This window comes from Sphingomonas sp. PvP056 (assembly GCF_040549155.1).
GTDB lineage: Bacteria > Pseudomonadota > Alphaproteobacteria > Sphingomonadales > Sphingomonadaceae > Sphingomonas.
The window spans coordinates 639,258-659,525 of sequence record NZ_JBEPST010000001.1; the positions used below are offsets into that span (position 1 = coordinate 639,258).

At 64.9% G+C, this 20,268-nt stretch carries 20 protein-coding genes and 1 other annotated feature; of the genes, 15 read left to right on the forward strand and 5 right to left on the reverse strand.

The features are described 5' to 3' along the window. Positions 1–57: 57 nt before the first annotated feature. From ABIC17_RS03055 to ABIC17_RS03120, 14 genes are all read left to right on the forward strand, one after another. Positions 58–315 carry a type II toxin-antitoxin system ParD family antitoxin gene (locus ABIC17_RS03055; protein ID WP_354279169.1) on the forward strand — a complete coding sequence of 86 codons (258 nt, stop codon included), beginning with the start codon at positions 58–60 and terminating at the stop codon, positions 313–315. Next, the gene (locus tag ABIC17_RS03060) at positions 312–614 is read left to right on the forward strand and encodes a type II toxin-antitoxin system RelE/ParE family toxin (RefSeq protein ID WP_354279170.1); all 303 of its coding nucleotides are present in this window, start codon (positions 312–314) and stop codon (positions 612–614) included. Before ABIC17_RS03055 ends, ABIC17_RS03060 begins: the two co-directional genes overlap by 4 nt. A gap of 59 nt (positions 615–673) precedes the next feature. Further along, positions 674–1,537, forward strand: coding sequence for a non-homologous end joining protein Ku (gene ku, locus ABIC17_RS03065; protein ID WP_354279171.1), 864 nt, complete (start codon positions 674–676; stop codon positions 1,535–1,537). Positions 1,538–1,693: 156 nt separating this feature from the next. Next, positions 1,694–4,228 carry a DNA ligase D gene (gene ligD / locus ABIC17_RS03070; RefSeq protein WP_354279172.1) on the forward strand — a complete coding sequence of 845 codons (2,535 nt, stop codon included), beginning with the start codon at positions 1,694–1,696 and terminating at the stop codon, positions 4,226–4,228. A gap of 186 nt (positions 4,229–4,414) precedes the next feature. Further along, complete coding sequence (locus ABIC17_RS03075) at positions 4,415–6,892, forward strand: circularly permuted type 2 ATP-grasp protein (protein WP_354279173.1); 2,478 nt, start codon at positions 4,415–4,417, stop codon at positions 6,890–6,892. Next, positions 6,889–7,779, forward strand: coding sequence for a transglutaminase family protein (locus ABIC17_RS03080; protein ID WP_354279174.1), 891 nt, complete (start codon positions 6,889–6,891; stop codon positions 7,777–7,779). Before ABIC17_RS03075 ends, ABIC17_RS03080 begins: the two co-directional genes overlap by 4 nt. Positions 7,780–7,852: 73 nt before the next feature. Further along, positions 7,853–8,791, forward strand: coding sequence for a DnaJ C-terminal domain-containing protein (locus ABIC17_RS03085; RefSeq protein WP_354279175.1), 939 nt, complete (start codon positions 7,853–7,855; stop codon positions 8,789–8,791). 6 nt (positions 8,792–8,797) lie between these two features. Next, positions 8,798–9,757, forward strand: a complete 960-nt coding sequence (locus tag ABIC17_RS03090; protein WP_354279176.1) for a YihY/virulence factor BrkB family protein — start codon at positions 8,798–8,800, stop codon at positions 9,755–9,757. After that, positions 9,754–10,557, forward strand: a complete 804-nt coding sequence (gene fabI / locus ABIC17_RS03095) for an enoyl-ACP reductase FabI (protein WP_354279177.1) — start codon at positions 9,754–9,756, stop codon at positions 10,555–10,557. The genes ABIC17_RS03090 and fabI overlap by 4 nt, the downstream gene beginning before the upstream one ends. Then, positions 10,557–10,916: a VOC family protein gene (locus ABIC17_RS03100; protein WP_354279178.1), complete on the forward strand. Its 360-nt coding sequence runs from the start codon at positions 10,557–10,559 to the stop codon at positions 10,914–10,916. The genes fabI and ABIC17_RS03100 overlap by 1 nt, the downstream gene beginning before the upstream one ends. Before the next feature lie 113 nt (positions 10,917–11,029). Then, complete coding sequence (locus ABIC17_RS03105; RefSeq protein ID WP_354279179.1) at positions 11,030–11,383, forward strand: hypothetical protein; 354 nt, start codon at positions 11,030–11,032, stop codon at positions 11,381–11,383. A 76-nt stretch (positions 11,384–11,459) separates the two neighbouring features. Beyond that, positions 11,460–11,780 (forward strand): hypothetical protein, encoded by a 321-nt coding sequence (locus tag ABIC17_RS03110; protein WP_354279180.1) that lies wholly within the window; start codon positions 11,460–11,462, stop codon positions 11,778–11,780. A gap of 319 nt (positions 11,781–12,099) precedes the next feature. Then, positions 12,100–13,179, forward strand: a complete 1,080-nt coding sequence (aroC, locus tag ABIC17_RS03115) for a chorismate synthase (protein ID WP_354279181.1) — start codon at positions 12,100–12,102, stop codon at positions 13,177–13,179. A gap of 110 nt (positions 13,180–13,289) precedes the next feature. Continuing rightward, positions 13,290–13,616, forward strand: coding sequence for a hypothetical protein (locus tag ABIC17_RS03120; protein ID WP_354279182.1), 327 nt, complete (start codon positions 13,290–13,292; stop codon positions 13,614–13,616). 65 nt (positions 13,617–13,681) lie between these two features. On the opposite strand, the gene ABIC17_RS03125 is transcribed toward ABIC17_RS03120, so the two are convergent. Together ABIC17_RS03125 and ABIC17_RS03130 are read right to left on the reverse strand one after the other, a co-directional pair. Next, positions 13,682–14,971 (reverse strand): adenylosuccinate synthase, encoded by a 1,290-nt coding sequence (locus ABIC17_RS03125; RefSeq protein WP_354279183.1) that lies wholly within the window; start codon positions 14,969–14,971, stop codon positions 13,682–13,684. A gap of 85 nt (positions 14,972–15,056) precedes the next feature. Then, the gene (locus ABIC17_RS03130) at positions 15,057–15,974 is read right to left on the reverse strand and encodes a GGDEF domain-containing protein (protein ID WP_354279184.1); all 918 of its coding nucleotides are present in this window, start codon (positions 15,972–15,974) and stop codon (positions 15,057–15,059) included. A 346-nt stretch (positions 15,975–16,320) separates the two neighbouring features. Further along, positions 16,321–16,376, forward strand: a sequence feature (sul1 is cis-regulatory element that is thought to sense ions involved in sulfur or methionine metabolism; They are found in Alphaproteobacteria). 74 nt (positions 16,377–16,450) lie between these two features. On the opposite strand from ABIC17_RS03130, the gene ABIC17_RS03135 reads away from it, so the two are divergent. After that, positions 16,451–17,932 carry a SulP family inorganic anion transporter gene (locus tag ABIC17_RS03135; RefSeq protein WP_354279185.1) on the forward strand — a complete coding sequence of 494 codons (1,482 nt, stop codon included), beginning with the start codon at positions 16,451–16,453 and terminating at the stop codon, positions 17,930–17,932. Between the two features lie 48 nt (positions 17,933–17,980). Here the strand turns inward: ABIC17_RS03135 and ABIC17_RS03140 are convergent, their stop codons facing one another. Genes ABIC17_RS03140 through ABIC17_RS03150 form a run of 3 tightly spaced genes read right to left on the reverse strand, consistent with a single transcriptional unit; the run spans position 17,981 to position 20,268 of the window. Further along, positions 17,981–18,874 (reverse strand): LOG family protein, encoded by an 894-nt coding sequence (locus ABIC17_RS03140; RefSeq protein WP_354279186.1) that lies wholly within the window; start codon positions 18,872–18,874, stop codon positions 17,981–17,983. A gap of 52 nt (positions 18,875–18,926) precedes the next feature. Further along, a complete protein-coding gene (locus ABIC17_RS03145) occupies positions 18,927–19,601 on the reverse strand; it encodes an extensin family protein (protein ID WP_354279187.1) in 675 nt (224 codons plus the stop codon). A 34-nt stretch (positions 19,602–19,635) separates the two neighbouring features. After that, positions 19,636–20,268, reverse strand: coding sequence for a DUF4328 domain-containing protein (locus ABIC17_RS03150; protein WP_354279188.1), 633 nt, complete (start codon positions 20,266–20,268; stop codon positions 19,636–19,638).

Genomic DNA, 20,268 nt, shown 5'->3' on the forward strand with positions numbered 1-20,268 from the left:
TCACCTGTGGCGTGACGGCGGCCCCCCTGCTATGATGAGACCAACAGGAGACGCGTCATGGCCAGCAGGGTCAATCTCGGCGAACCGCTCGACAACTATGTCGATCAGCTTGTCGATTCCGGTCGCTTCGCATCGCGCACCGAGGTGCTGCGCGAGGGGGTTCGTCTGGTGAAGGAGCGCGAGACGTTCCAGGAGTATGTCGACGAGCGAGTCGCGGCGGGGATTGCTGCGGACGATGCAGACGATGTCGTCGATGGCGAAGCCTTTTTCGAAGAGCTTCTCGCCAAATATGCAGCCCTGAAAAACCCCGCTTGAAACTCGTCTTCTCGCGTCCTGCGGTCGATGACCTTCGCGAGATTGATCATTGGATCGCGTACGACGATCCTTCCCGCGCAAAGACGTTCGTCCAGGAGTTACGGGCGACCTGCCGCGATCTGCTGGCGTTCCCGCAAGCCTATCCAATCGATCCGCGGTATCTGCCGATCGAAATCCATCGTCGTCCGTATGGCCGATACATCATCTTCTATCGTGTCGGTCGTGGCCGCGTGACGATCATCGGCATCGTCCATTCTGCCAGGGACATCGGTCCGACCCTCGACCAACGATTGCGCTGACCGGAACATCTGCCCCGCCCGCGGATTGAATCGGTTTCGCAACGAAGGGACCAATCGCAATGGCTGCACGCGCCTATTGGCAAGGACAGATCCGGCTCGCGCTGGTGTCGATTCCGGTCGAGATCTACAGCGCGACCAAATCGGGCGCGCAGGTCAGTTTCAAGCAAATCCATGAGCCGAGCGGCAAGCCAATCCATTACGACAAGGTCGTCACCGGGGTCGGCCCAGTCGACACCGACGAGATCATGAAGGGCTTCGAATATGAGAAGGGCTCCTACGTCCTGCTCGAGCAGGACGAGATCGACGCGGTAAAACTCGAATCGAAGAAGACGCTCGAACTGACGCAGTTCGTCGATGCGAGCGAGATCGATGTGCTCTATTACGAGAAGCCATATTTCGTGGTGCCCGCCGATGACCTTGCGGAGGAGGCGTTCATCGTGCTGCGCGAGGCGCTGCGGCGGACCAAGAAGGTCGGGCTAGGACAACTTGCGATGCGCGGGCGGGAATATGTCGTGAGCTTGAAGCCGTGCGGGCGCGGGATGGTGCTCGAGACGCTGCGCTATGCGGACGAGGTCAACAAGGCGCAGGGCTATTTCCGCGACATTCCCGACGACGAGCCCGACGCCGACCTGATGGATCTGGCCGAAGCGCTGATCGAGAAGAAGAGCGGGGCGTTCCATCCGCAGGATTTCCACGACCGCTATGTCGATGCGCTGCGCGACCTGATCGAGCGCAAGCGCAAGTCGAAGGGGCGCAAGATCATCGAGGAGAAGGACGACGATGCTTCGGCCAAGGGGTCGAACGTGGTTGATCTGATGGCAGCGCTCAAGAAGTCGATGGGGGCTAGCGCGGCGAAGGCCGAGGACAAGCCGGCGGCGAAGAAGGCCCCTGCCAAGCGCGCACCGGCGAAGAAGCGTGCGTAACGTGTGTCATTCTCCCCTCCCTGGAAGGGAGGGGGTAGGGGGTGGGTCGGCCCGCGGTGGAACGGGTCGCCTCTTTCAGAGCGACCCACCCCCAACCCCTCCCTTCCAGGGAGGGGAGAAGGTAGGTGCGTCCGCCCGTCAGCGTGAGGGAATCTTATGACCCTCGATCCGCTCGAAAAGTACAATTCCAAACGGGACTTCGCGAAGACCGCGGAGCCCGCCGGGACGCTCGCGCCCGGAAACGGCAACCGCTTCATCGTGCAGAAGCACGACGCCAGCCGCTTGCACTGGGACTTTCGGATCGAGGTCGACGGCGTGCTCAAGAGCTGGGCGGTCACGCGGGGCCCCAGCATCGATCCCGACCAGAAGCGGCTTGCGGTCAGGACCGAGGATCATCCGATGTCCTATGCCGAGTTCGAGGGGACGATTCCCAAGGGCGAATATGGCGGCGGCACGGTGATGCTGTGGGACAGCGGCACCTGGTCACCGATCGCGGGCAAGAGCGCGAAGGATCTCGAGCACGGCCACCTCCACTTCGTCCTCGACGGCGCGCGGATGAAGGGCGAGTGGATGCTGATCCGCCTGAAGCCGCGCGGCAAGGAGAAGGGCGAGAGCTGGCTGCTCCGCAAGGTCGGCGATGCCGAAGCGGGCGGGACCGACGTGCTGGTCGAGACCGCACTGACGAGTGTTTCGACCGGGCGGACGATGGTGGAGATTGCCGAGGGGAAGCCGTCCAAATCCTCCCCGGCACGGGGAGGGGGACCATCTGCTCCTTCAGCAGATGGTGGAGGGGGCGGGAAGGCAGCGCCGCGCTCGCGGAAGGACCCCTCCACCACCCGGCTGAAGAAGCCGGGCGGTTCCCCTCCCCGTTCCGGGGAGGAATTGAAGTTTCAGGAGCCGCAGCTTTGCACGCTGGTCGATTCTGTCCCGACCGGGAACCAGTGGCTCCACGAGGTAAAATACGACGGCTATCGTGCGCTGATCGTCGTCGCCAAAGGCAAGGCAAAGGTGTTCACCCGCTCCGGTCTCGACTGGACCGACAAGTTCCAGAAGATAGCGGATGCCGCCGCCAGGCTCCCTGTCGACACCGCGCTGCTCGATGGCGAGATCGTCGCGTTCAAGGACGGCAAGCCGGATTTCTCGACCTTGAAGAACGCGATCTCGGCGGGCGGCGATATGACCTTCTTCGCGTTCGATCTGCTGAGCATAGACGGCGAGGACCTCACCGCACTCGCCAACAGCGCGCGCAAGGACCGGCTCCAACCGCTCATCGATGGCAAAGACGCGCGGATCCAATATTCGGATCATGTTATCGGGCAGGGCGAGGCGCTGTTCGAAACGATGTGCCGCGAAGGCTATGAAGGCGTCGTCTCCAAACGCGCGGACGCGCCGTATCGCGGCAAGCGGACGCAGGCGTGGCTCAAGATCAAATGCATCCAGCGGCAGGAGTTCGTCATCGTCGGCTGGACCCCGAGCGCCAAGACGCGCGGGTTCGCGTCGTTGCTGCTGGGCGTCAACGGTCCGGACGGAATGGTCTATGCGGGCAAGGTCGGGACCGGCTTCGATACCGCGACGATGCTCGACCTGCGCGAGCGGCTGGAGAAGATCGAGCGCAAGACCCCGACGGTCGAGGCGCCGCGCGCGGTGGTGAAGGGCGCGCATTGGGTCACTCCCAAGCTCGTTGCCGAAGTTGCCTTCGCCGAGACGACGCCCGACGGCGTGCTGCGCCATTCGAGCTTCCTGGGGCTACGCGAGGACAAGAAGGCATCCGAAGTCGTCGCGGAAAAGCCCGTCGAAACCCCCGTCGAAACCGGCGAAGTCCCCAAGATCAACGTCAAGGTCAGCAACCGTGACCGCGTGATCTTCCCCGAATCGAACGTCACCAAGGGGCAGCTCGCGGATTATTACGCCAAGGTCGCGGGCATTATGCTGCCCTTCGCGGGCAACCGGCCGATCAGCCTCGTTCGCTGTCCGCAGGGTCGCGCGAAACAATGCTTTTTCCAGAAGCATGACGCGGGCAGCTTCAAGGAGGATCAGGTCCACAAGGTGCCGATCCTCGAGAAGGACGGGTCGACCGAGGAATATCTCTACGTCGACGATGCCGATGGGCTGGTCGCCTGCGTCCAGATGGGGACGATCGAATTCCACGGCTGGGGATCGTCGATCGCCACGCTCGAAAAACCCGACCGGCTGGTGTTCGATCTCGACCCGGACGAGGACCTTGGGTTTGACGTGGTCAAGAAGGCCGCCGAGGATTTGAAGGAACATCTCGCCGAACTCGGGCTGGTCAGCTTCGCGCTCCTGTCGGGGGGCAAGGGCGTCCATGTCGTCGTGCCGCTGACGCCCGAGGCCGAATGGCCCGCGGTCAAGGACTTTGCGGATCGCTTCGCGCGGGCGCTGGGCGAGGCGGAGCCCGCGCGGTTCGTCGCGACCATGTCCAAGGCGAAGCGGAAAGGGCGGATCTTCATCGACTGGCTCCGCAACCAGCGCGGCGCGACCGCGGTGATGCCCTATGTCGGACGCGCGCGGGCCGGGGCGCCGGTGGCGGCGCCTGTTTCGTGGACCGAATTACGGGGTCTGGATCGCGCGAACCGTTGGAGCGTTGGGGATGCGGACGAATTGATCGTCCGCGCGGCCTCCCCCGATCTTGCTGGCTGGGGAATTGCGAATCAGGTTCTTCCCGATCTTTGATTGGCGTGTTGCACATGCGAGGGACTTGTGGCCAAGTCCTCCGGGGATCAAAGGGGCCCGAGTGATCGTCACGCCATTCTTCTGCCGCACCCATGCGTCGGCGGGCGCACCGCGCCGGGCAGCCGCTCGCGTCGACTGTGCGGGGCCGCGTCGGCACCGTCGTACAACCGAACAGCGAGCAAACTGATGGCAACCGCCCCAGCCCCCTCGCTGCTCGACGCCGGAACGCATGCCGCGCGCTGGATCGCGGAATATCGCGCCCGCGCGACGTCGGGCGATGTGCTGTGCGTGCAGCCAGACCCCGCGTGGAGCGGGATGTTCGAGGAACTCGCCGCCATCGCGGGCGACGATCTTGGCCAGGCGCGCGACCGGGTGCAGCGCCATGCCGAAGATATCGGCACGGGCTTCCGCATCATCGGCGAAAGCGAGGAACGGCCGTGGCCGCTTTCCCCGGTGCCGCTGCTGATCGATCATGACGAATGGCGGCATATCGAGGCGGGGATTGTCCAGCGCGCCGATCTGCTCGAATCGATCACTGCGGACCTTTACGGCGACGCCAGCCTCGTCACGCGTGGGCTTCTGCCCGCCGCGCTGGTCGGCGGATCGCCGCATTTTCTACGCCCGATGGCAGGGCTGGTTCCGCCGGGCGGCCATCACCTGCATTTCGTCGCGATCGATCTCGGGCGTGGACCGACGGGTGAATGGCGCGTGCTGGCGGATCATCTGCGCGCGCCCGCGGGCGCTGGCTATGCGCTTGAGAATCGGCTCGCGATCGCGCGGACGCTCGGCGGGTTGCAGGCGCGGCTCAACGTCCAGCGGCACGCGCCGTTCTTCGCTGCCTTCCGCGACGGACTGGCGGCGGCATGTCGCCGGGTCGAGCCGCGGATCGGGCTGCTCACGCCGGGGCGGTATAGCGCGAGCTATGCCGAACAGGCGCATCTCGCGCGTTATCTCGGGTTCCTGCTGGTCGAGGGGGCGGATCTCGCTGCGCTCGAGGACAAGCTGTACGTCCGCACGATCGGCGGCCTCAAACGAGTCGATGCGCTGTGGAACCGGGTCGACCCGCGGTTGCTCGATCCGCTCGCGTTCGATTCGCATTCGCGGATCGGGGTCGCAGGGCTGATCGATGCGGCGGCGGCGGGGAATCTCGTCATTGCCAACGCCCCCGGCGCGGGCGTGCTCGAATCGCCCGCGTTCGGCGCATTTCTGCCGCGGATCGCCGCGCGCGAGACCGGGCGCGACCTGATCCTCCCCAATATCGCGACCTGGTGGTGTGGCCAGGATGCCGCACGCGCCTGCGTGACTGAGGATTTCGACACGATGCTGATCGGCTCGGCGTTCGGGGTCGCGCCGCTTGGCTTGCCCGACGGGATCGCCCGGCCGGGGTCGGAGATCACCGGCCCGGAACGCGCCGCGCTGCTCGCGGATATGGAGCGGCGCCCGCAGGATTATGTCGGGCAGGAAATCGTCCGCCTGTCGACCATGCCGGTCGTCACCGACAGCGGGCTGGCTGCGCGCCCGTTCACGGTGCGCGTCTTTGCCGCGCGCGGCGGGGATGGCGGCTGGACGGTCCTGCCCGGCGGATTCGCGCGGATCGCGGAACATCCCGATCCGCGTGCGTCGGTGATGGGGCAGGGGACATGGTCCGCCGATGTGGTCGTCCACGGGGGTGAGGCGGTGCCGCCGGTGTCGCTGCTGCAACCTACCGATACGATCCATGTCCGGCGCAATCCGGGGACGCTTCCGAGCCGCGTTGCGGACAATTTCTTCTGGCTCGGGCGCTATCTCGAGCGCGGCGAGGCGTTGCTCGGGATCATCCGCGTGATGCTGGGCAATTCGATCGACGCCGATGCGGGTGCGGCGCTGGGGGCGGAAACGGTCGGCGGGCTGGTGTCGCTGGTCGTCAACGGCGGTGGCGCACCGCAGCCCCCGACGCTGCGCCGCGCGGACCTGTCCGCGTTCGCGCGCACCGCGCTCGAGGATGGCGACTGGCACAGCGTCCGCACGATCAACCGGCTCGCGCGCGGGATCGGGCAGGGGTCGCGCGACCGGCTTGCCGCCGACGTGATCCGCTTGCTCGACGCGCCCTTCCCGAGCCGGGGCGGAATGCTCGACCGTGCGGGGTCGCTCCAGCGGCGCTATGCGGCGCTGTCGGGGCTGTCCGCCGAGCATATGGGGCGCACCGCATCGTGGCGGTTCCATGATCTCGGGCGGCGGCTCGAACGGGCGACGGGCATGACGCGCGCGGTCCGCGCGTTCGGACTGGCGCGCGCGAGCGGGGACGATCTGTCGACGCTGCTCGATCTTGCCGACAGCCAAATCAGCTATCGCCAGCGCTATCTGACGGGGCTCGCGCGCGTGCCGGTGGTGGACCTGGTCGCGCTCGACCCCAACAACCCGCGTTCGCTGGCGTATCAGATCGTGCGGATCTGCGAGCATCTCGGGCAATTGCCGGTTCTGGAAGACGACGGGATGGAAGAACCACAACAGGCGCAGGGCACCGTGTTGCAGGCGATCATCACGACCGCGACCGCGGCCGCGCTCGATGACGATATCCTAGGCGATGTCGAGCGGCGGCTGTTCCAATTGTCCGAGGCGATCGCGCGGCGCTATTTCCTGCAAGGCGCGGAGCCGCTGCGCGCGGCGGGGATGGTGCTCGCGTGATCTACGACATTCGCCACATCACGCGGTTCGACTACGGCGGGAACGTCAAGTTCGCGCGGTGCAACCTCCGGCTTAAGCCGATCCACTGGTCGGGGCAGACGCTGCTCGATTACGACCTGCGCATTTCCCCCGCGGGCCGCATTGCTCCCGCGCGCGCCGAAGCGGGGCTCGCCAACGTCGTCCGGCTGGTGGTCGACGAGCCCGTCCGGCATCTGGTGATCGAGAGCATCTCGCGGATCGACATCGACCGCCCGATCCCGATGCCGTCGGACGGGTCACCCCGGCTGCACGATATCGCCGCAGCGGCGCGCGCCAGTCGCGATGCGTCGCCGGCGGGGCCCGCGAGCTATCTCTTCCCGTCGCCATTGATCCCGCTCGACCGGGACATTGCGGACTATTGCGCGGTCGATCTCGACCCTGATCGCCCCGCGCTCGATGCCGCGATCGCGCTGGCGCAACGCATCCAGAACGACTTCGCGTTCGATCCGCATGCGACGCTGGTCGACACACCCCCGCACGAGGCGTTCGTCAAGCGCGGCGGCGTTTGCCAGGATTTCGCGCAGATCATGATCACGGGGTTGCGCGCGGCGGGGCTGCCCGCGGCCTATGCCTCGGGCTATATTCGCACGCTCCCGCCACCGGGCCAGCCGCGGCTGGTCGGTGCGGATGCGACGCATGCGTGGGTGCTGCTGTGGTGTGGTGCCGAGCTTGGCTGGGTCGGGGTCGATCCGACCAACGGGATCTGGATGGCGGGCGACCATATCGTCATGGCGATCGGACGCGATTATGGTGAAATCGCACCGATCGATGGGGTCGTGCTCGGGTCGAGCGCGCAGAAGATGGATGTCAGCGTCGACGTCGCACCTGTGCTAGAAGCTGCCGTCTGAGATTTGCGGCCGGTATTTGCGCTGGGCGTAATGACTCCCCAACTAGGGGGAAAGACCAACACCGGGGATAGAAGTGGCCGATCCGTACACGACATTGGGCGTCGAACGCACCGCGAGCGAAGCGGACATCAAGAAGGCGTATCGCAAGCTCGCCAAGGAGCTCCATCCCGACCGCAACAAGGACAATCCCAAGGCCAGCGACCGCTTCGGCAAGGTGACGCAAGCCTATGATATCCTGAACGACAAGGACAAGCGCGCGCGCTTCGACCGCGGCGAGATCGACGGTGAGGGCAACCCCGCGTCGCCGTTCGGTTTCGGCGGTCCGGGCGGCGGGGGCGGCGGGTTTCGCCCCGGCCCGGGCGGGCAGGGGTTTCAGGCGGACGGTCCCGACCTCAGCGACATCTTCGAGGGCATGTTCTCGGGCGGCGGTCGCGGTGGCGGATTCTCGGGCGGGTTCGGCGGCTTCGGCCGTGGGCGCGAGCAGCCCAAGGGCGCGAACGTCCTCTACAAGCTTGACGTGTCGTTTGCCGATGCCGCCGCCGCCAAGCCGCAGCGGATCACACTCGCGGACGGCAAGACGATCGACCTCAAGATCCCCGCCGGACTCGAAAGCGGCGCGCAGATGCGGCTTGCGGGCAAGGGTCAGCCGGGGCCGGGGGGCAATGGCGACGGGATCGTCACGATCGAGATCCAGCCGCACCGCTTCTTCGAACGCGATGGCGACAACGTCTTGCTCGACCTGCCGATCAGCCTGTCGGAAGCCGTACTGGGCGCGAGCGTCCGCGTGCCCACCGTCGAAGGCGCGGTGATGCTGACGGTCCCCAAGGGCTCCTCCTCGGGCAAGATGCTGCGGCTGCGTGGGCGGGGATTTTACCGCAAGGACGGCACGCGCGGGGACCAGCTGGTGACGCTGATGGTCGACCTGCCGGTCGGCGACGACGCGTTGATCGAGTTCGTACAAGGCTGGAAAGACCGCGACTTAGGGAACCCTCGGGGTGATATGGGCGTCTAACGCCGAATGAGTGACGTTTCCCCCGCCTCCCCCGAAGAGCGTGCGCTGCGTGGAGGGGCGGGCAACCACCTCAAAACCGCAGCGGGACGCGCCAATATCCTGGCCCGCGCGTGGGAGGTGACCAAGCGCGCGTTGATCGGCGTTTTTACCGATGGCTTCATCCACGCGGGCAACCTCGCCTATCTCGCACTGCTGACGGTCTTCCCCTTCTTTATCCTAGCCGCCGCAATCGCCTCGCTGATTGGTCAAAGCGAAGAGACGCAGCGTGCGGTCGCCTCGTTCCTCCACGTGCTACCGCGCAATGTTGCCGAACTGCTCGAGAAGCCGATTCACGACGTGCTGCTCGCGCGGACCGGTTCGCTGCTGTGGATCGGTGCGCTGGTCGCCTTGTGGTCGGTCGGAAGTTTCGTCGAGACGATCCGCGACATCTTCCGCCGCGCGTACGGCGTCAAATCAAGCAAGCCGTTCTGGCATTATCGGTTGAGCTCGATGCTGGTGATCATCGCGTCGGTCGTGCTCGCATTGCTATCGTTCCTGATCCAGGGCGTACTGACCGCGGCAGAGCGCTTCATCTATGCGCTGTTGCCGTTTGCCGAGGACATCGCGGGCTGGGTCGGCCTGTCGCGTGCCGTGCCGGGCGTCGTCATGTTCGGTGCGCTGTACATGCTGTTCCTGTCGGTGACGCCGTCCAAATACCGCCTGAGCAAATGCCCCAAATGGCCCGGCGCGATGTTTACCACCGTCTGGTGGATCAGCATCACCGCGCTGCTCCCGCTCGTGCTGTCGCAGCTGGGCAGTTATGACCTTACCTACGGCAGTCTTGCGGGTGTGATCGTCGCCTTGTTGTTCTTCTTTCTGGTCGGTTTGGGGATCGTGTTTGGCGCGCATCTCAATGCAGCACTGGCGGAACCGACCGAACACGGGGTAGAGAGCGGAGCAGACCAACAGGAGGCGGTAGCGGCGTGACGGAATTGATGGCGGGCAAACGCGGTTTGATCATGGGTTTGGCCAATGATCGTTCGCTTGCTTGGGGAATTGCCAAGAAGCTGAGCGAAGCTGGTGCGGAAATCGCATTCAGCTATCAGGGCGAAGCGATGGAAAAACGCGTGCGGCCGCTGGCGGAGCAGCTCGGTGTGGCGCGGCTGTTCAACTGCGATGTGTCGGACATGGACGCGCTCGACGCGACCTTCGCCGATCTCGCGAAGGAATGGCCGACGATCGATTTCGTCGTCCATGCGATCGGCTTCTCGGACAAGAACGAGCTGCGTGGCGGCTATGTCGATACGTCGCTCGACAACTTCCTGATGACGATGAACATCTCGGTCTACTCGTTCGTCGCGGTCGCCAAGCGCGCGGCGGCGATGATGCCCAACGGCGGATCGCTGCTCACGCTCAGCTATTATGGCGCGGAGAAGGTCATCCCGCATTACAACGTGATGGGCGTCGCCAAGGCTGCGCTCGAGACGAGCGTGCAATATCTCGCGGTCGATCTCGGGCGTGACAATATCCGCGTCAACGCGATCTCGGCCGGGCCGATCAAGACGCTCGCCGCCTCGGGGATCGGCGACTTCCGCCTGATCCTCAAGTGGAACGAGCTCAACTCGCCGCTCAAGCGCAACGTCACGATCGAGGACGTCGGCGGGGCCGGGCTGTACCTGCTGAGCGATCTGGCGAGCGGTGTGACCGGTGAGACGCATCATGTCGACGCAGGCTATCACGTGATCGGGATGAAAGCCGAGGACGCACCGGACATCGCGCTGGCGTAATGGCGTTCGCGCTGGACCACGTGCAGATCGCGATCCCGCCGGGTAGCGAGAACGTGGCGCGTGCCTTTTACGGTACGTTGCTCGGCCTGCGCGAACTCGACCGTCCCGCGAGTCTGGCGGGGCGGAGCGGGTGCTGGTACGATCTCGGCCTCCACCAGCTTCATCTCGGCGCGGACGCTGATTTCCACCCTGCACGCAAGGCGCATGTCGCGCTGACGACCGACGATCTTGGCGCGCTGCGTGGACGACTGGTGGATGCGGGGTGCCCGATCGGGGAAGACGTACCGATCCCCGGGCGCACGCGGTTCTTTACCGAGGATCCGTTCGGCAACCGCCTGGAACTGATCCAGCTGGGGTGAGCCGCAGTTGTGCGCATTGGTCAGTATCTTATGTCCGGCAGATAAAGCGGACGGTCTGATGACGCCCAGTTGCGGACGTTGACGATGCCTCGGAGTGGCCGTCATAAGCGGGTATGCGGATCGAACTTGAGGACGGCTGGAGCCAAGAAGCGCTGAACCTTGTGGTAACGGTTGGCAACACTTCCTTCCGCCTCAACGGTTGTTACAAAGACCATCTGCCCTACGAGCTAACTGAGTTCGCAAATGCGTTAGAACGTGGCGAACAGTTTGCTCCTGAACTTGGTTACGAGCCAGCTTTCAATGTTGGCTTCGTCAGTCGCAACTATCGAGCGTCGTTGTTCAAACCTCGGTTCCGTAGCCGTTGGCTTTGGTGGATGGGTTCAACAAAGGTCCAATCCGAGCTAGAACCAGTAGAAGGTGCGGTCAGCTATCTGCGTGAGTTAGCGGATCGGCTGAGCGGCAGCTAACCACCATCTCGCGACATAGCCGCCCGATCGCAACCGCCCAGTTGCGGACATCCTGTAGATGCCGCAAACTCCAGCCATGACATCCTTTGCCGAAGTTGATCCGATCATTGACGCTTGGGCAGCGGCGACCGCGAAAAAGCTCTTCATAGAATGGGCAGGCCGACCTGCAAGGTTTGCCTATTTGCCCGGTTTACGCCCATTCGAATGCTTTCAAATCTCGATTGACCAACCTCTTAGCGGTCGTGTCGCCGTGCTTGCTCGATCCGTCGATACCGACGACGAAAGCGAGTTTGAACAGCGCTGGGAAGGCGCAACCGAGACCCTCCCCGCCATGCTCGAAGAGGCTACAGATCGGGTTCGGACATGGGTGAACCGATCACCGGCGAACGGCAGCTGACCGCCAATTTTCGCCGTTTAGCCTGATGCGTCGGTGGCCGACATTTGAGGGGGCACGGCCACCCCCCTTCCGTCATCCCCCCGACGGCGGGGATCCATACTGGCTGACTGCGCAGCACAGGACGGACGGTGCTAATGGATTCCCGCCTGCGCGGGAATGACGGACAGGTTGCAGGACATTCCGCTCCCCCATCGTCATCCCCGCGACGGCAGCGCACCACCCAAAGTCGGACGTTCAACCGAGCGGATCAACGATCGAACGGAGTGCTGATACAGCCCGATGGCTTGACCCGCACGCACAGGCGGATGACAGGGAGGGGATGAGCTTCAACACTTTTGGCCACGTCTTCCGCTTCACCACCTGGGGGGAATCCCACGGTCCCGCGATTGGCGCGGTGGTCGACGGGTGCCCGCCGGGGATCCCGCTCACCGAGGCGGACATCCAGCCGTGGCTCGACCAGCGTCGCCCGGGCACCTCGCGCTTCACCACGCAGCGGCAGGAGCCCGATCGGGTCCGCATCCTCTCGGGTGTGTTCGAGGGGCGCACGACGGGGACGCCGATCAGCCTGATGATCGAGAATGTCGACCAACGTTCGAAGGACTATTCCGAGGTCGCCAAGGCGTATCGCCCCGGCCATGCCGATTATGCCTATGACGCGAAATACGGCTTCCGCGATTTTCGCGGCGGCGGGCGGTCGTCTGCGCGCGAGACTGCGTCGCGGGTCGCGGCGGGGGCGGTGGCGCGGCTGGTCGTCAGCGAAGTGACGATCATTGCCTGGGTCGAGGCGATCGGTGGCGACGCGATCGATCCGGCCAATTTCGACGTGGACGAGATCGGCCGCAACCCGTTCTTCTGCCCCGATGCGCAGGCGGCGGCGCGCTGGGAGACGCTGGTCGACGCTGCGCGCAAGTCCGGATCGTCGCTGGGGGCAGTGGTCGCCTGCGCGGCGACGGGCGTTCCCGCGGGCTGGGGCGCGCCGCTCTACGCCAAGCTCGACGCCGAGCTCGCCGCGGCGTGCATGGGGATCAACGCGGTCAAGGGCGTCGAAATCGGCGACGGCTTTGCCGCAGCGACGTTGCGCGGGGAGGATAATGCCGATCCGATGCGCCCGGGCACGGATGGCCCGGAGTTTCTGGCCAACCATGCTGGCGGGATCGCGGGCGGGATCGCCACCGGCCAGCCCGTGACCCTGCGCGTTGCGTTCAAGCCGACGAGTTCGATTCTGACCCCGGTGGCGACGATTTCGCCCGACGGAGAAGCCGCCGAAATCGCCACCAAGGGGCGCCACGATCCGTGCGTGGGCATTCGGGGCGTACCCGTGGTGGCGGCGATGGTGGCGCTCGTGCTGGCTGACCAGAAACTGCTGCACATAGCGCAATGCGGGGCCAAAAACGGTTAATAAACTGATAGGTTGGTTAAAATCGGCGACGGAAAGAGGGACCAAAACGCAAGTCGGGCGTTATTACCCCGACCCATTCGAAGGTCATGTCACAGAAGAGGACCAGACCCATGCGTATCGCAATTTTGGCAGCAATTGCCGCACTTGGACTTTCCACCGCAGCTGTCTCGCAGATGACGCCAGCCCCCGGCGGCGCGCAGACGGGTGCCCCCGGTTCGATGCCAGGCGCACCGTCGACCATGCCGGGTGATCCATCTGCAATGCCGGGCGCACCAGCAGGCTCGGCACAGGCCGATCCGTCCATGCAACCAAGCACGCCGACCGCCCCGACGACTGCGGATCCCGCAACGTCGACCGATTCGGCGATGACGACCGGTAGCTCGACGGACACCACGACGACGACCAAGTCGAAGCGCACCAAGAAGCGCCCGATGTAATCATTCTGCCGTCAAGGTAGATAGCAAAGGCCCCGATTGCGAAAGCAGTCGGGGCCTTTTGCATGTCAGTCCGAGAAGGGGTCGCGAACGAGGATCGTGTCGTCACGCTCGGGGCTGGTCGAAACCAATGCGACCGGGCATTTGATCAGTTCCTCGATCCGGCGGATGTACTTGATCGCCTGTGCGGGCAGATCCGCCCAGCTGCGCGCGCCCGCCGTCGTCTCCTGCCAACCGGGCATGCTCTCATAGACCGGCTCGACTTCGGCCTGATCCGCGGCGTGCGCGGGGAAATAATCGAGCGTCTCGCCCCGAAGCTTATAGCCGGTGCAGATCTTCACTTCGTCGAACCCGTCGAGCACGTCGATCTTGGTCAGTGCGATCCCGGTGATGCCACCAACCGCAGCCGACTGCCGCACCAGCACCGAATCGAACCAGCCGCAGCGACGCTTGCGCCCGGTGACGGTGCCGAACTCGTGCCCGCGCTCGCCGAGCCGTGCGCCGGTCTCGTCCTCGAGCTCGGTCGGGAACGGGCCCGAGCCGACGCGCGTGGTATAGGCCTTGGCGATCCCCAGCACGAAACCGACCGCGCTCGGGCCGAGGCCGGAGCCGCCCGCCGCGGTGCCCGAGATCGTGTTCGACGAAGTGACGAACGGATAGGTGCCGTGGTCGACGTCGAGCAGCACGCCCTGCGCGCCCTCGAACAGGATCCGCTTGCCACGCGACCGTGCGTCGTTGAGCACGCGCCACGTCGGCTTGGCGAAGGACAGGACGAAATCGGCGATCTCGCGCAGTTCCTGCACCAAAGCGGCGCGATCGATCGGCGGTTCGCCGAACCCTGCCCGCAGCGCGTCGTGATGCGCGGTCAGCCGGTCGAGCTGCGCATCGAGCGAATCGAGATGCGCCAGGTCGCACACGCGGATCGCGCGGCGGCCGACCTTGTCCTCATAGGCAGGACCAATCCCGCGCCGCGTCGTGCCGATCTTGCCGGCCCCGCTCGCATCCTCGCGCAGCGCGTCGAGATCGCGGTGGAACGGCAGGATCAGCGCGCAGGTGTCCGCGAGCATCAGCGTGTCGGGCGTGATCGTCACGCCCTGGCCGCGCAGCTTCTCGACTTCGGCCTTGAGCGCCCACGGATCGAGCACCACGCCATTGCCGATCACCGACGGCGTGCCGCGCACGATCCCCGAGGGGAGCAGCGACAGCTTGTAGACGCTCTCGCCCACGACGAGCGTATGACCGGCATTGTGCCCGCCCTGGAAGCGCACGACGACATCGGCGCGCTCGGCGAGCCAGTCGACGATCTTGCCCTTGCCCTCATCGCCCCATTGAGCGCCGATTACTGCTACGTTTCCCACGGCCTGTTCCACACATCGTCTGTGACAAAGCGTGCAGCCCTAATGCGGGCGGGGCGGGGGGTCCATCTGTAATGCGTGGCGGATTTTACGACTCGGCGGCGTTCCCGCCATTCTCCAGCGCGGTCTGCATGTTGTGCCGGGCGAGTTCGAGTGTCGCGTCGATCGCCCCCGGTGCTCCCATCGCGATTCCCGCGGATGCGGTCACGATCCCGATCCATTCACCGGTCCCGCGCAACTTGAACCGCCGCGCCGAAAACGACGACAGCACATCCTCGGCCACGAGCCGCGCCGCAGCGAAGGACAAGTCCGCCGTCGCGACGATGAACCGGTTGCCGCTCCAGCGGATGACGTCGCTGCTGGCGAAGGTCTGGCGGAGCGTGGTGGCGAGTGCGTTGAGGATATTGTCCCCCACTGCGCGGCCATAGCGGGCGTTGATCGGATCGAGCGTGTCGATCCCGAACATCACGAGGATGAAGGGGCCTTCGCTTGCCAGCTTGTCCAGCACCGGGCCACCGCCGTTGCGGTTCAGGAGGCGAGTCAGGCTGTCATGGTCGAGGTCTTCCTCGCCACCCGGCGTCGCGACGACATCGTCGCGCAATTTCGCGAATTCGGCTCGCAACTCGGACAGATCGCGCTCGGCATCCGACAGCCGAACGACGAGATCCTCGGTGCTGGGCCAGTTGTCCGCCTGTTTCGCCAGCGCGGTCACATCGTGTCCGAGCGTGCGGGTGATGTCCTGCGCGTCCGACGTCAGCGTGTTGAGGCGCGATGCCCGGCGCTCGACCGAGCGTTCGCGCGTCGCGACGTCGGTGGCACGATGCGCGCGGTCGAACCGCGTATGAAGCTTTGCCAGGATTTCCGGTGTCAGCCGCACGCCGGCGTCGATCTCCTCCGCGATCGCGCGGGCAAAATCCGTCGTCGGGTTCGCGGTGATGTCATACGCGATCTCGAAAGTTTCTCCCCGTGGTTCAAGATCGTGAACTTCAAGAAAAGCAACGGCCATGCGTGCGTTTGCATAGATTGATTTCATATCGTTCCGAATACCAAGCGGGAAATCTCGCTACAACACTGCGCAAGGCAATGATAAGTAATAAATGACTCTTGTTTGATGCCGCGAAAATGACGGCGGGATGTCAAATTGCGCCCGTTCGCAGGATTGCTCCGCCCTCCGCGCGACCTTGCCGCGGAGGATATGCCAAGTTGCCCGATGCGAACAGGCTAGGTGCGACGGGGAACGTATTGCGCAGCCCGCCCCCGGGATCCGATGCGACCGGCAGCCTCGTTCGACAGGGCTATCGCACAAGGGTGGTTGCACCGCCGCGCGTTCTCGCCTAGCAGCGCCCCATTCGTAAGGACCCGGTGAAAACCCGGGTGGCTATTCCGGCCGCCGATCCGCCGGACAACGCAATCCGCCATTTCAAACAACCGCGTGTCGCAGGTAAGCGACGCGTGTCGGCGGTCAATGCGGACCTCATTTTCATGAATACACTGTCTCTTTCGCGCTACCGCGCCGAATGGTTCACCGATCTTACCGGCGCGCGGCGCGATGTCCTCGCCGGCATGGTGGGGACGTTCGCGCTTATTCCCGAAGTCATCGCTTTCTCCTTCGTCGCCGGGATCGACCCGCAAGTCGGGCTGTTCGCCTCCTTCGTCATCGGCATCGTCATCGCCTTCGCGGGCGGGCGTCCGGCGATGATCTCGGGTGCGGCGGGGTCGGTCGCGCTGGTCGCCGCTGCGCTCGTCCATGCGCATGGCCTGCAATATCTGCTCGCCGCGACGTTGCTCGCAGGCGTGCTGCAAATCGTGTTCGGGCTGTTGAAGCTCGACGTGCTGATGCGCTTCGTCTCGCGCTCGGTGCGGACCGGGTTCGTCAACGCGCTCGCGATCCTGATCTTCTCGGCGCAGGTGCCGCAGATGCTGGGCGTCAGCTGGCATACCTATGCGATGATCGCGCTGGGGCTGGCGATCATCTATCTCGTCCCACGCGTGACGACCGCGATCCCGTCGCCGCTGATCTGCATCGTCGTGCTGACCGCGATCAGCATCGCGTTTCCGATGCCGGTCCATGTCGTGGCGGATCTCGGGAAGCTGCCCGCGTCGTTGCCGACGTTTGCGCTGCCGAACCTGCCGTTCACGTGGGAAACGCTGACGATCATCGCGCCCTACGCGGTGGCGATGGCGGCGGTCGGGCTGCTCGAATCGATGATGACCGCAACCGTGGTCGACGACCTGACCGAGACCAAGAGCGACAAGGCGCGCGAATCGACCGGGCTCGGCCTCGCCAATTTTGCCGCAGGGCTGTTCGGCGGGATCGCCGGGTGCGGGATGGTCGGGCAGACCGTCGGCAACGTCCGCTATGGCGGGCGCGGGCGGCTGTCGACGCTGGCGGCGGGCGTGTTCCTGCTGGTGGTGATGGTGCCGCTGCGTCCGTGGATCGCGCAAGTGCCGGTCGCGGCGCTGGTGGCGATCATGATCATGGTGTCGATCAGCACCTTCTCCTGGGGTTCGCTGCGCGATCTCGCGCGGCATCCAAAGGTGTCGGGCGTGGTGATGCTCGCGACCGTCGTGGTCACGGTGCTGACGCACGACCTGTCGATGGGGGTTGTCGTCGGGGTCTTGCTCAGCGGGGTGTTCTTCGCGTTCAAGGTCACGCGGCTGATGGACGTCGCGGTCGCTTATGACGAAGCGAGCGACACCCGGTTGTACGACGTGACGGGGCAGGTGTTCTTCGCGAGTGCGGACATCTTCGCGGACCGGTTCGACGTGGCGGATACCGCGCGCAACGCCCGGATCGATCTCACGCGTGCGCATCTGTGGGACATTACCGCGGTCGGCGCGCTCGAGGACGTCGTGTTCAAGATGCGGCGGCATGACATCGCGGTGGAGGTGATCGGGCTTAACGCCGCGAGTGCGACGCTGGTCGACCGGCACGCGCCGTTGCTGCGCGAACCGGCGCTGTAAGGGGTTGCGGCTCGGGCGGTGCATCGACACCGCCCGAGCCGGCCTGCATCAGTCGCGGTCGCGGTAGAAGTCCTGGACGACGTCCCAGCCTTCTTCCGCGGTCTCGACGAAGGTGAAGATCGACAGATCCTTGGCACTGACCACGCCTTCCTCGACGAGCGCGTCGAAATTGACGACCCGGTTCCAGAAGTCGCGGCCGTAGAGCAGCACCGGGATCGGCGCGATCTTGCCGGTCTGGATCAGCGTCAGCAGCTCGAACAGTTCGTCGAACGTGCCGAACCCACCCGGGAACGCCGCAAGCGCGCGCGCGTGGAGCAGGAAGTGCATCTTGCGCAGCGCGAAATAGTGGAACTGCATCGACAGCGCCGGGGTGACGTACGGATTGGGGGCTTGTTCGTGCGGGAGTACGATGTTGAGCCCGATCGATTCATGCCCGCTTTCCGCGGCACCGCGATTGGCGGCTTCCATGATCGAGGGTCCGCCGCCCGAGCATACGACGAAGTGGCGCTTGCCTTCGGTATCGAGCGGAAAACCGCTTGCCAGTTGCGCGAGTTCTCGTGCGACGTCGTAATATTTGGACTTCTCGACCAGCCGCTCGGCGATACGAATTGCCTGCTCGCGATTGTCGACCGCCGCATGGGCGAGATCGAGCACCGCCTGCGCCTTGGCGGGCTCGGGGATGCGTGCGGAGCCGTACATCACGAAGGTCGAGGCGATGTTGGCCTCGTCCATGATGAGTTGGGGCTTGAGCAATTCGAGCTGGAAACGGATCGGGCGGAGATCCTCGCGCAGCAGGAAATCCATGTCCTGGAAGGCGAGGCGATACGCCGGGGTTTCGGTCTGCGGGGTGCTGACACCGGTCTTGGCCTGTTCGGCATCGGTGCGGGCGGCGGGGAATACGCGCGAGGGAACGTGCGTGTCGTGCTTGGGGGACTGACTCATCTGCGCCAAATAGGCCTTTCGGTGGCGGATTTGAAGGCAAGACGTGCCACCGTCACCGGCAGAACCCCGCGCGATCGTCCTCGATATGGAGGTGGTTATAGTGCGCGGTATTGTAATCCGGGCTCAATACCGTGCCGAACCGCCGGCACGCCGACGCCCGGATCGTGCGCAGGAACGCGCGGATGTTGGGATCGGGGTTGTTCCATCCACCCTGGATCGTGATCCGCCGCCCGTCCTGGAGCACGAACCCCGAGATATCGACCGCATTGGCGGTGGCATGGCCGGACCGGCGCGCGGCATAGGCCGCCTTGGTGCCGACGACGTTGCGGCAGGCATAGGTGCCCATGCTTTCGATCCGCACCAGATCGCTCCCCAGCATTTGATGCGCGGCGGGGACGACCGCATGTTCGACCCAGCCCGAAAAACTCTTGGCAAGCCCGCACCGCATCGCGCGCAGGTTGGTGACCGGAATGCCGATGTCGAGCAGTTGCAGCGCGCCGACGATCTGGCATCCGCCGCCATAGTCGCGATCGGGCAGGGGGGAGTAGCGCACCTCGGCGCGCGACAGGTCGGCAAAGCACGCCTTGGTCTCGCGGCTGGTCGGCAGGTCGAGCGTAACCGGCCGCGCCCCCGCAGGACGCTGCGGCGCTTGCGCGTTACGTCGGTCTCCCGATGCGCAGGCGGCGAGCGAAAGCGTCAGCAGAACAACGGCAAGGCTACGAAACATGCCAGACCGTTAGCGTCTTCCCGTGCCCGGATCGCTATCCAAAAATCTGTGCTTCGACGCGCGCACGGTGATTTGCGCCGAGCCGACGGATCAGGACGATCAGCAGCACCGCCATCGGCACGTCGATCACGAACGTCAGGATGTTGAGCGCTCCGCTGATCCCGATGTCGAGGAGGTTCCTGACGTTGGCGATGACCTGGTAATTGGCATTGCTCAGACCGACGCGTACCAGCCACAGGCCCCACCAGATTCGCATCCCGACCGGCACGGGTACGATACCGGTGGCATTCGGCGCGATACTGGCCTGCCAGATCTCGCGCATCGCCTGGAACGGTTTGAACAGGTTGACGATCGGTATGAAATAAGAACCGATTGCCCAGCCCGGCGAGATCGTCATCCCGCCGGAAAACAAGTGTGCCCGTTTGGTTGCGTTGTGGATCCAGCGGGCGAAGCACACCACGGACAAGGCGAACGCAATCATCGAACAGGTGTTGGTCGCGATGCTGAAACGCTTGACGAAGTCCAGCGCCGGCGGGGACCAGATGTCGCCGAAACCCCCGAGGCTGACGATGAGCAGTGCGCCGGACACTGCAACCCCCAGATCCGTGACAAGCCACAAGACGATGGAATACACCGCAGCGGGTTCGCGCGGATCGATGATCTTCAT

What these genes read in the sequence shown, in the direction of transcription:
- ABIC17_RS03145 (WP_354279187.1), bottom strand. Translation starts at nt 19,601, where the DNA reads ATGTTTCGTAGCCTTGCCGTTGTTCTGCTGACGCTTTCGCTCGCCGCC.
- ABIC17_RS03140 (WP_354279186.1), bottom strand. Translation starts at nt 18,874, where the DNA reads ATGAGTCAGTCCCCCAAGCACGACACGCACGTTCCCTCGCGCGTATTC.
- aroC (WP_354279181.1), top strand. Translation starts at nt 12,100, where the DNA reads ATGAGCTTCAACACTTTTGGCCACGTCTTCCGCTTCACCACCTGGGGG.
- ABIC17_RS03100 (WP_354279178.1), top strand. Translation starts at nt 10,557, where the DNA reads ATGGCGTTCGCGCTGGACCACGTGCAGATCGCGATCCCGCCGGGTAGC.
- ABIC17_RS03055 (WP_354279169.1), top strand. Translation starts at nt 58, where the DNA reads ATGGCCAGCAGGGTCAATCTCGGCGAACCGCTCGACAACTATGTCGAT.
- ABIC17_RS03120 (WP_354279182.1), top strand. Translation starts at nt 13,290, where the DNA reads ATGCGTATCGCAATTTTGGCAGCAATTGCCGCACTTGGACTTTCCACC.
- ABIC17_RS03130 (WP_354279184.1), bottom strand. Translation starts at nt 15,974, where the DNA reads ATGGCCGTTGCTTTTCTTGAAGTTCACGATCTTGAACCACGGGGAGAA.
- ABIC17_RS03135 (WP_354279185.1), top strand. Translation starts at nt 16,451, where the DNA reads ATGAATACACTGTCTCTTTCGCGCTACCGCGCCGAATGGTTCACCGAT.
- ABIC17_RS03110 (WP_354279180.1), top strand. Translation starts at nt 11,460, where the DNA reads ATGACATCCTTTGCCGAAGTTGATCCGATCATTGACGCTTGGGCAGCG.
- ABIC17_RS03105 (WP_354279179.1), top strand. Translation starts at nt 11,030, where the DNA reads ATGCGGATCGAACTTGAGGACGGCTGGAGCCAAGAAGCGCTGAACCTT.
- ABIC17_RS03075 (WP_354279173.1), top strand. Translation starts at nt 4,415, where the DNA reads ATGGCAACCGCCCCAGCCCCCTCGCTGCTCGACGCCGGAACGCATGCC.
- ABIC17_RS03090 (WP_354279176.1), top strand. Translation starts at nt 8,798, where the DNA reads ATGAGTGACGTTTCCCCCGCCTCCCCCGAAGAGCGTGCGCTGCGTGGA.
- ku (WP_354279171.1), top strand. Translation starts at nt 674, where the DNA reads ATGGCTGCACGCGCCTATTGGCAAGGACAGATCCGGCTCGCGCTGGTG.
- ABIC17_RS03150 (WP_354279188.1), bottom strand. Translation starts at nt 20,268, where the DNA reads ATGAAGATCATCGATCCGCGCGAACCCGCTGCGGTGTATTCCATCGTC.
- ligD (WP_354279172.1), top strand. Translation starts at nt 1,694, where the DNA reads ATGACCCTCGATCCGCTCGAAAAGTACAATTCCAAACGGGACTTCGCG.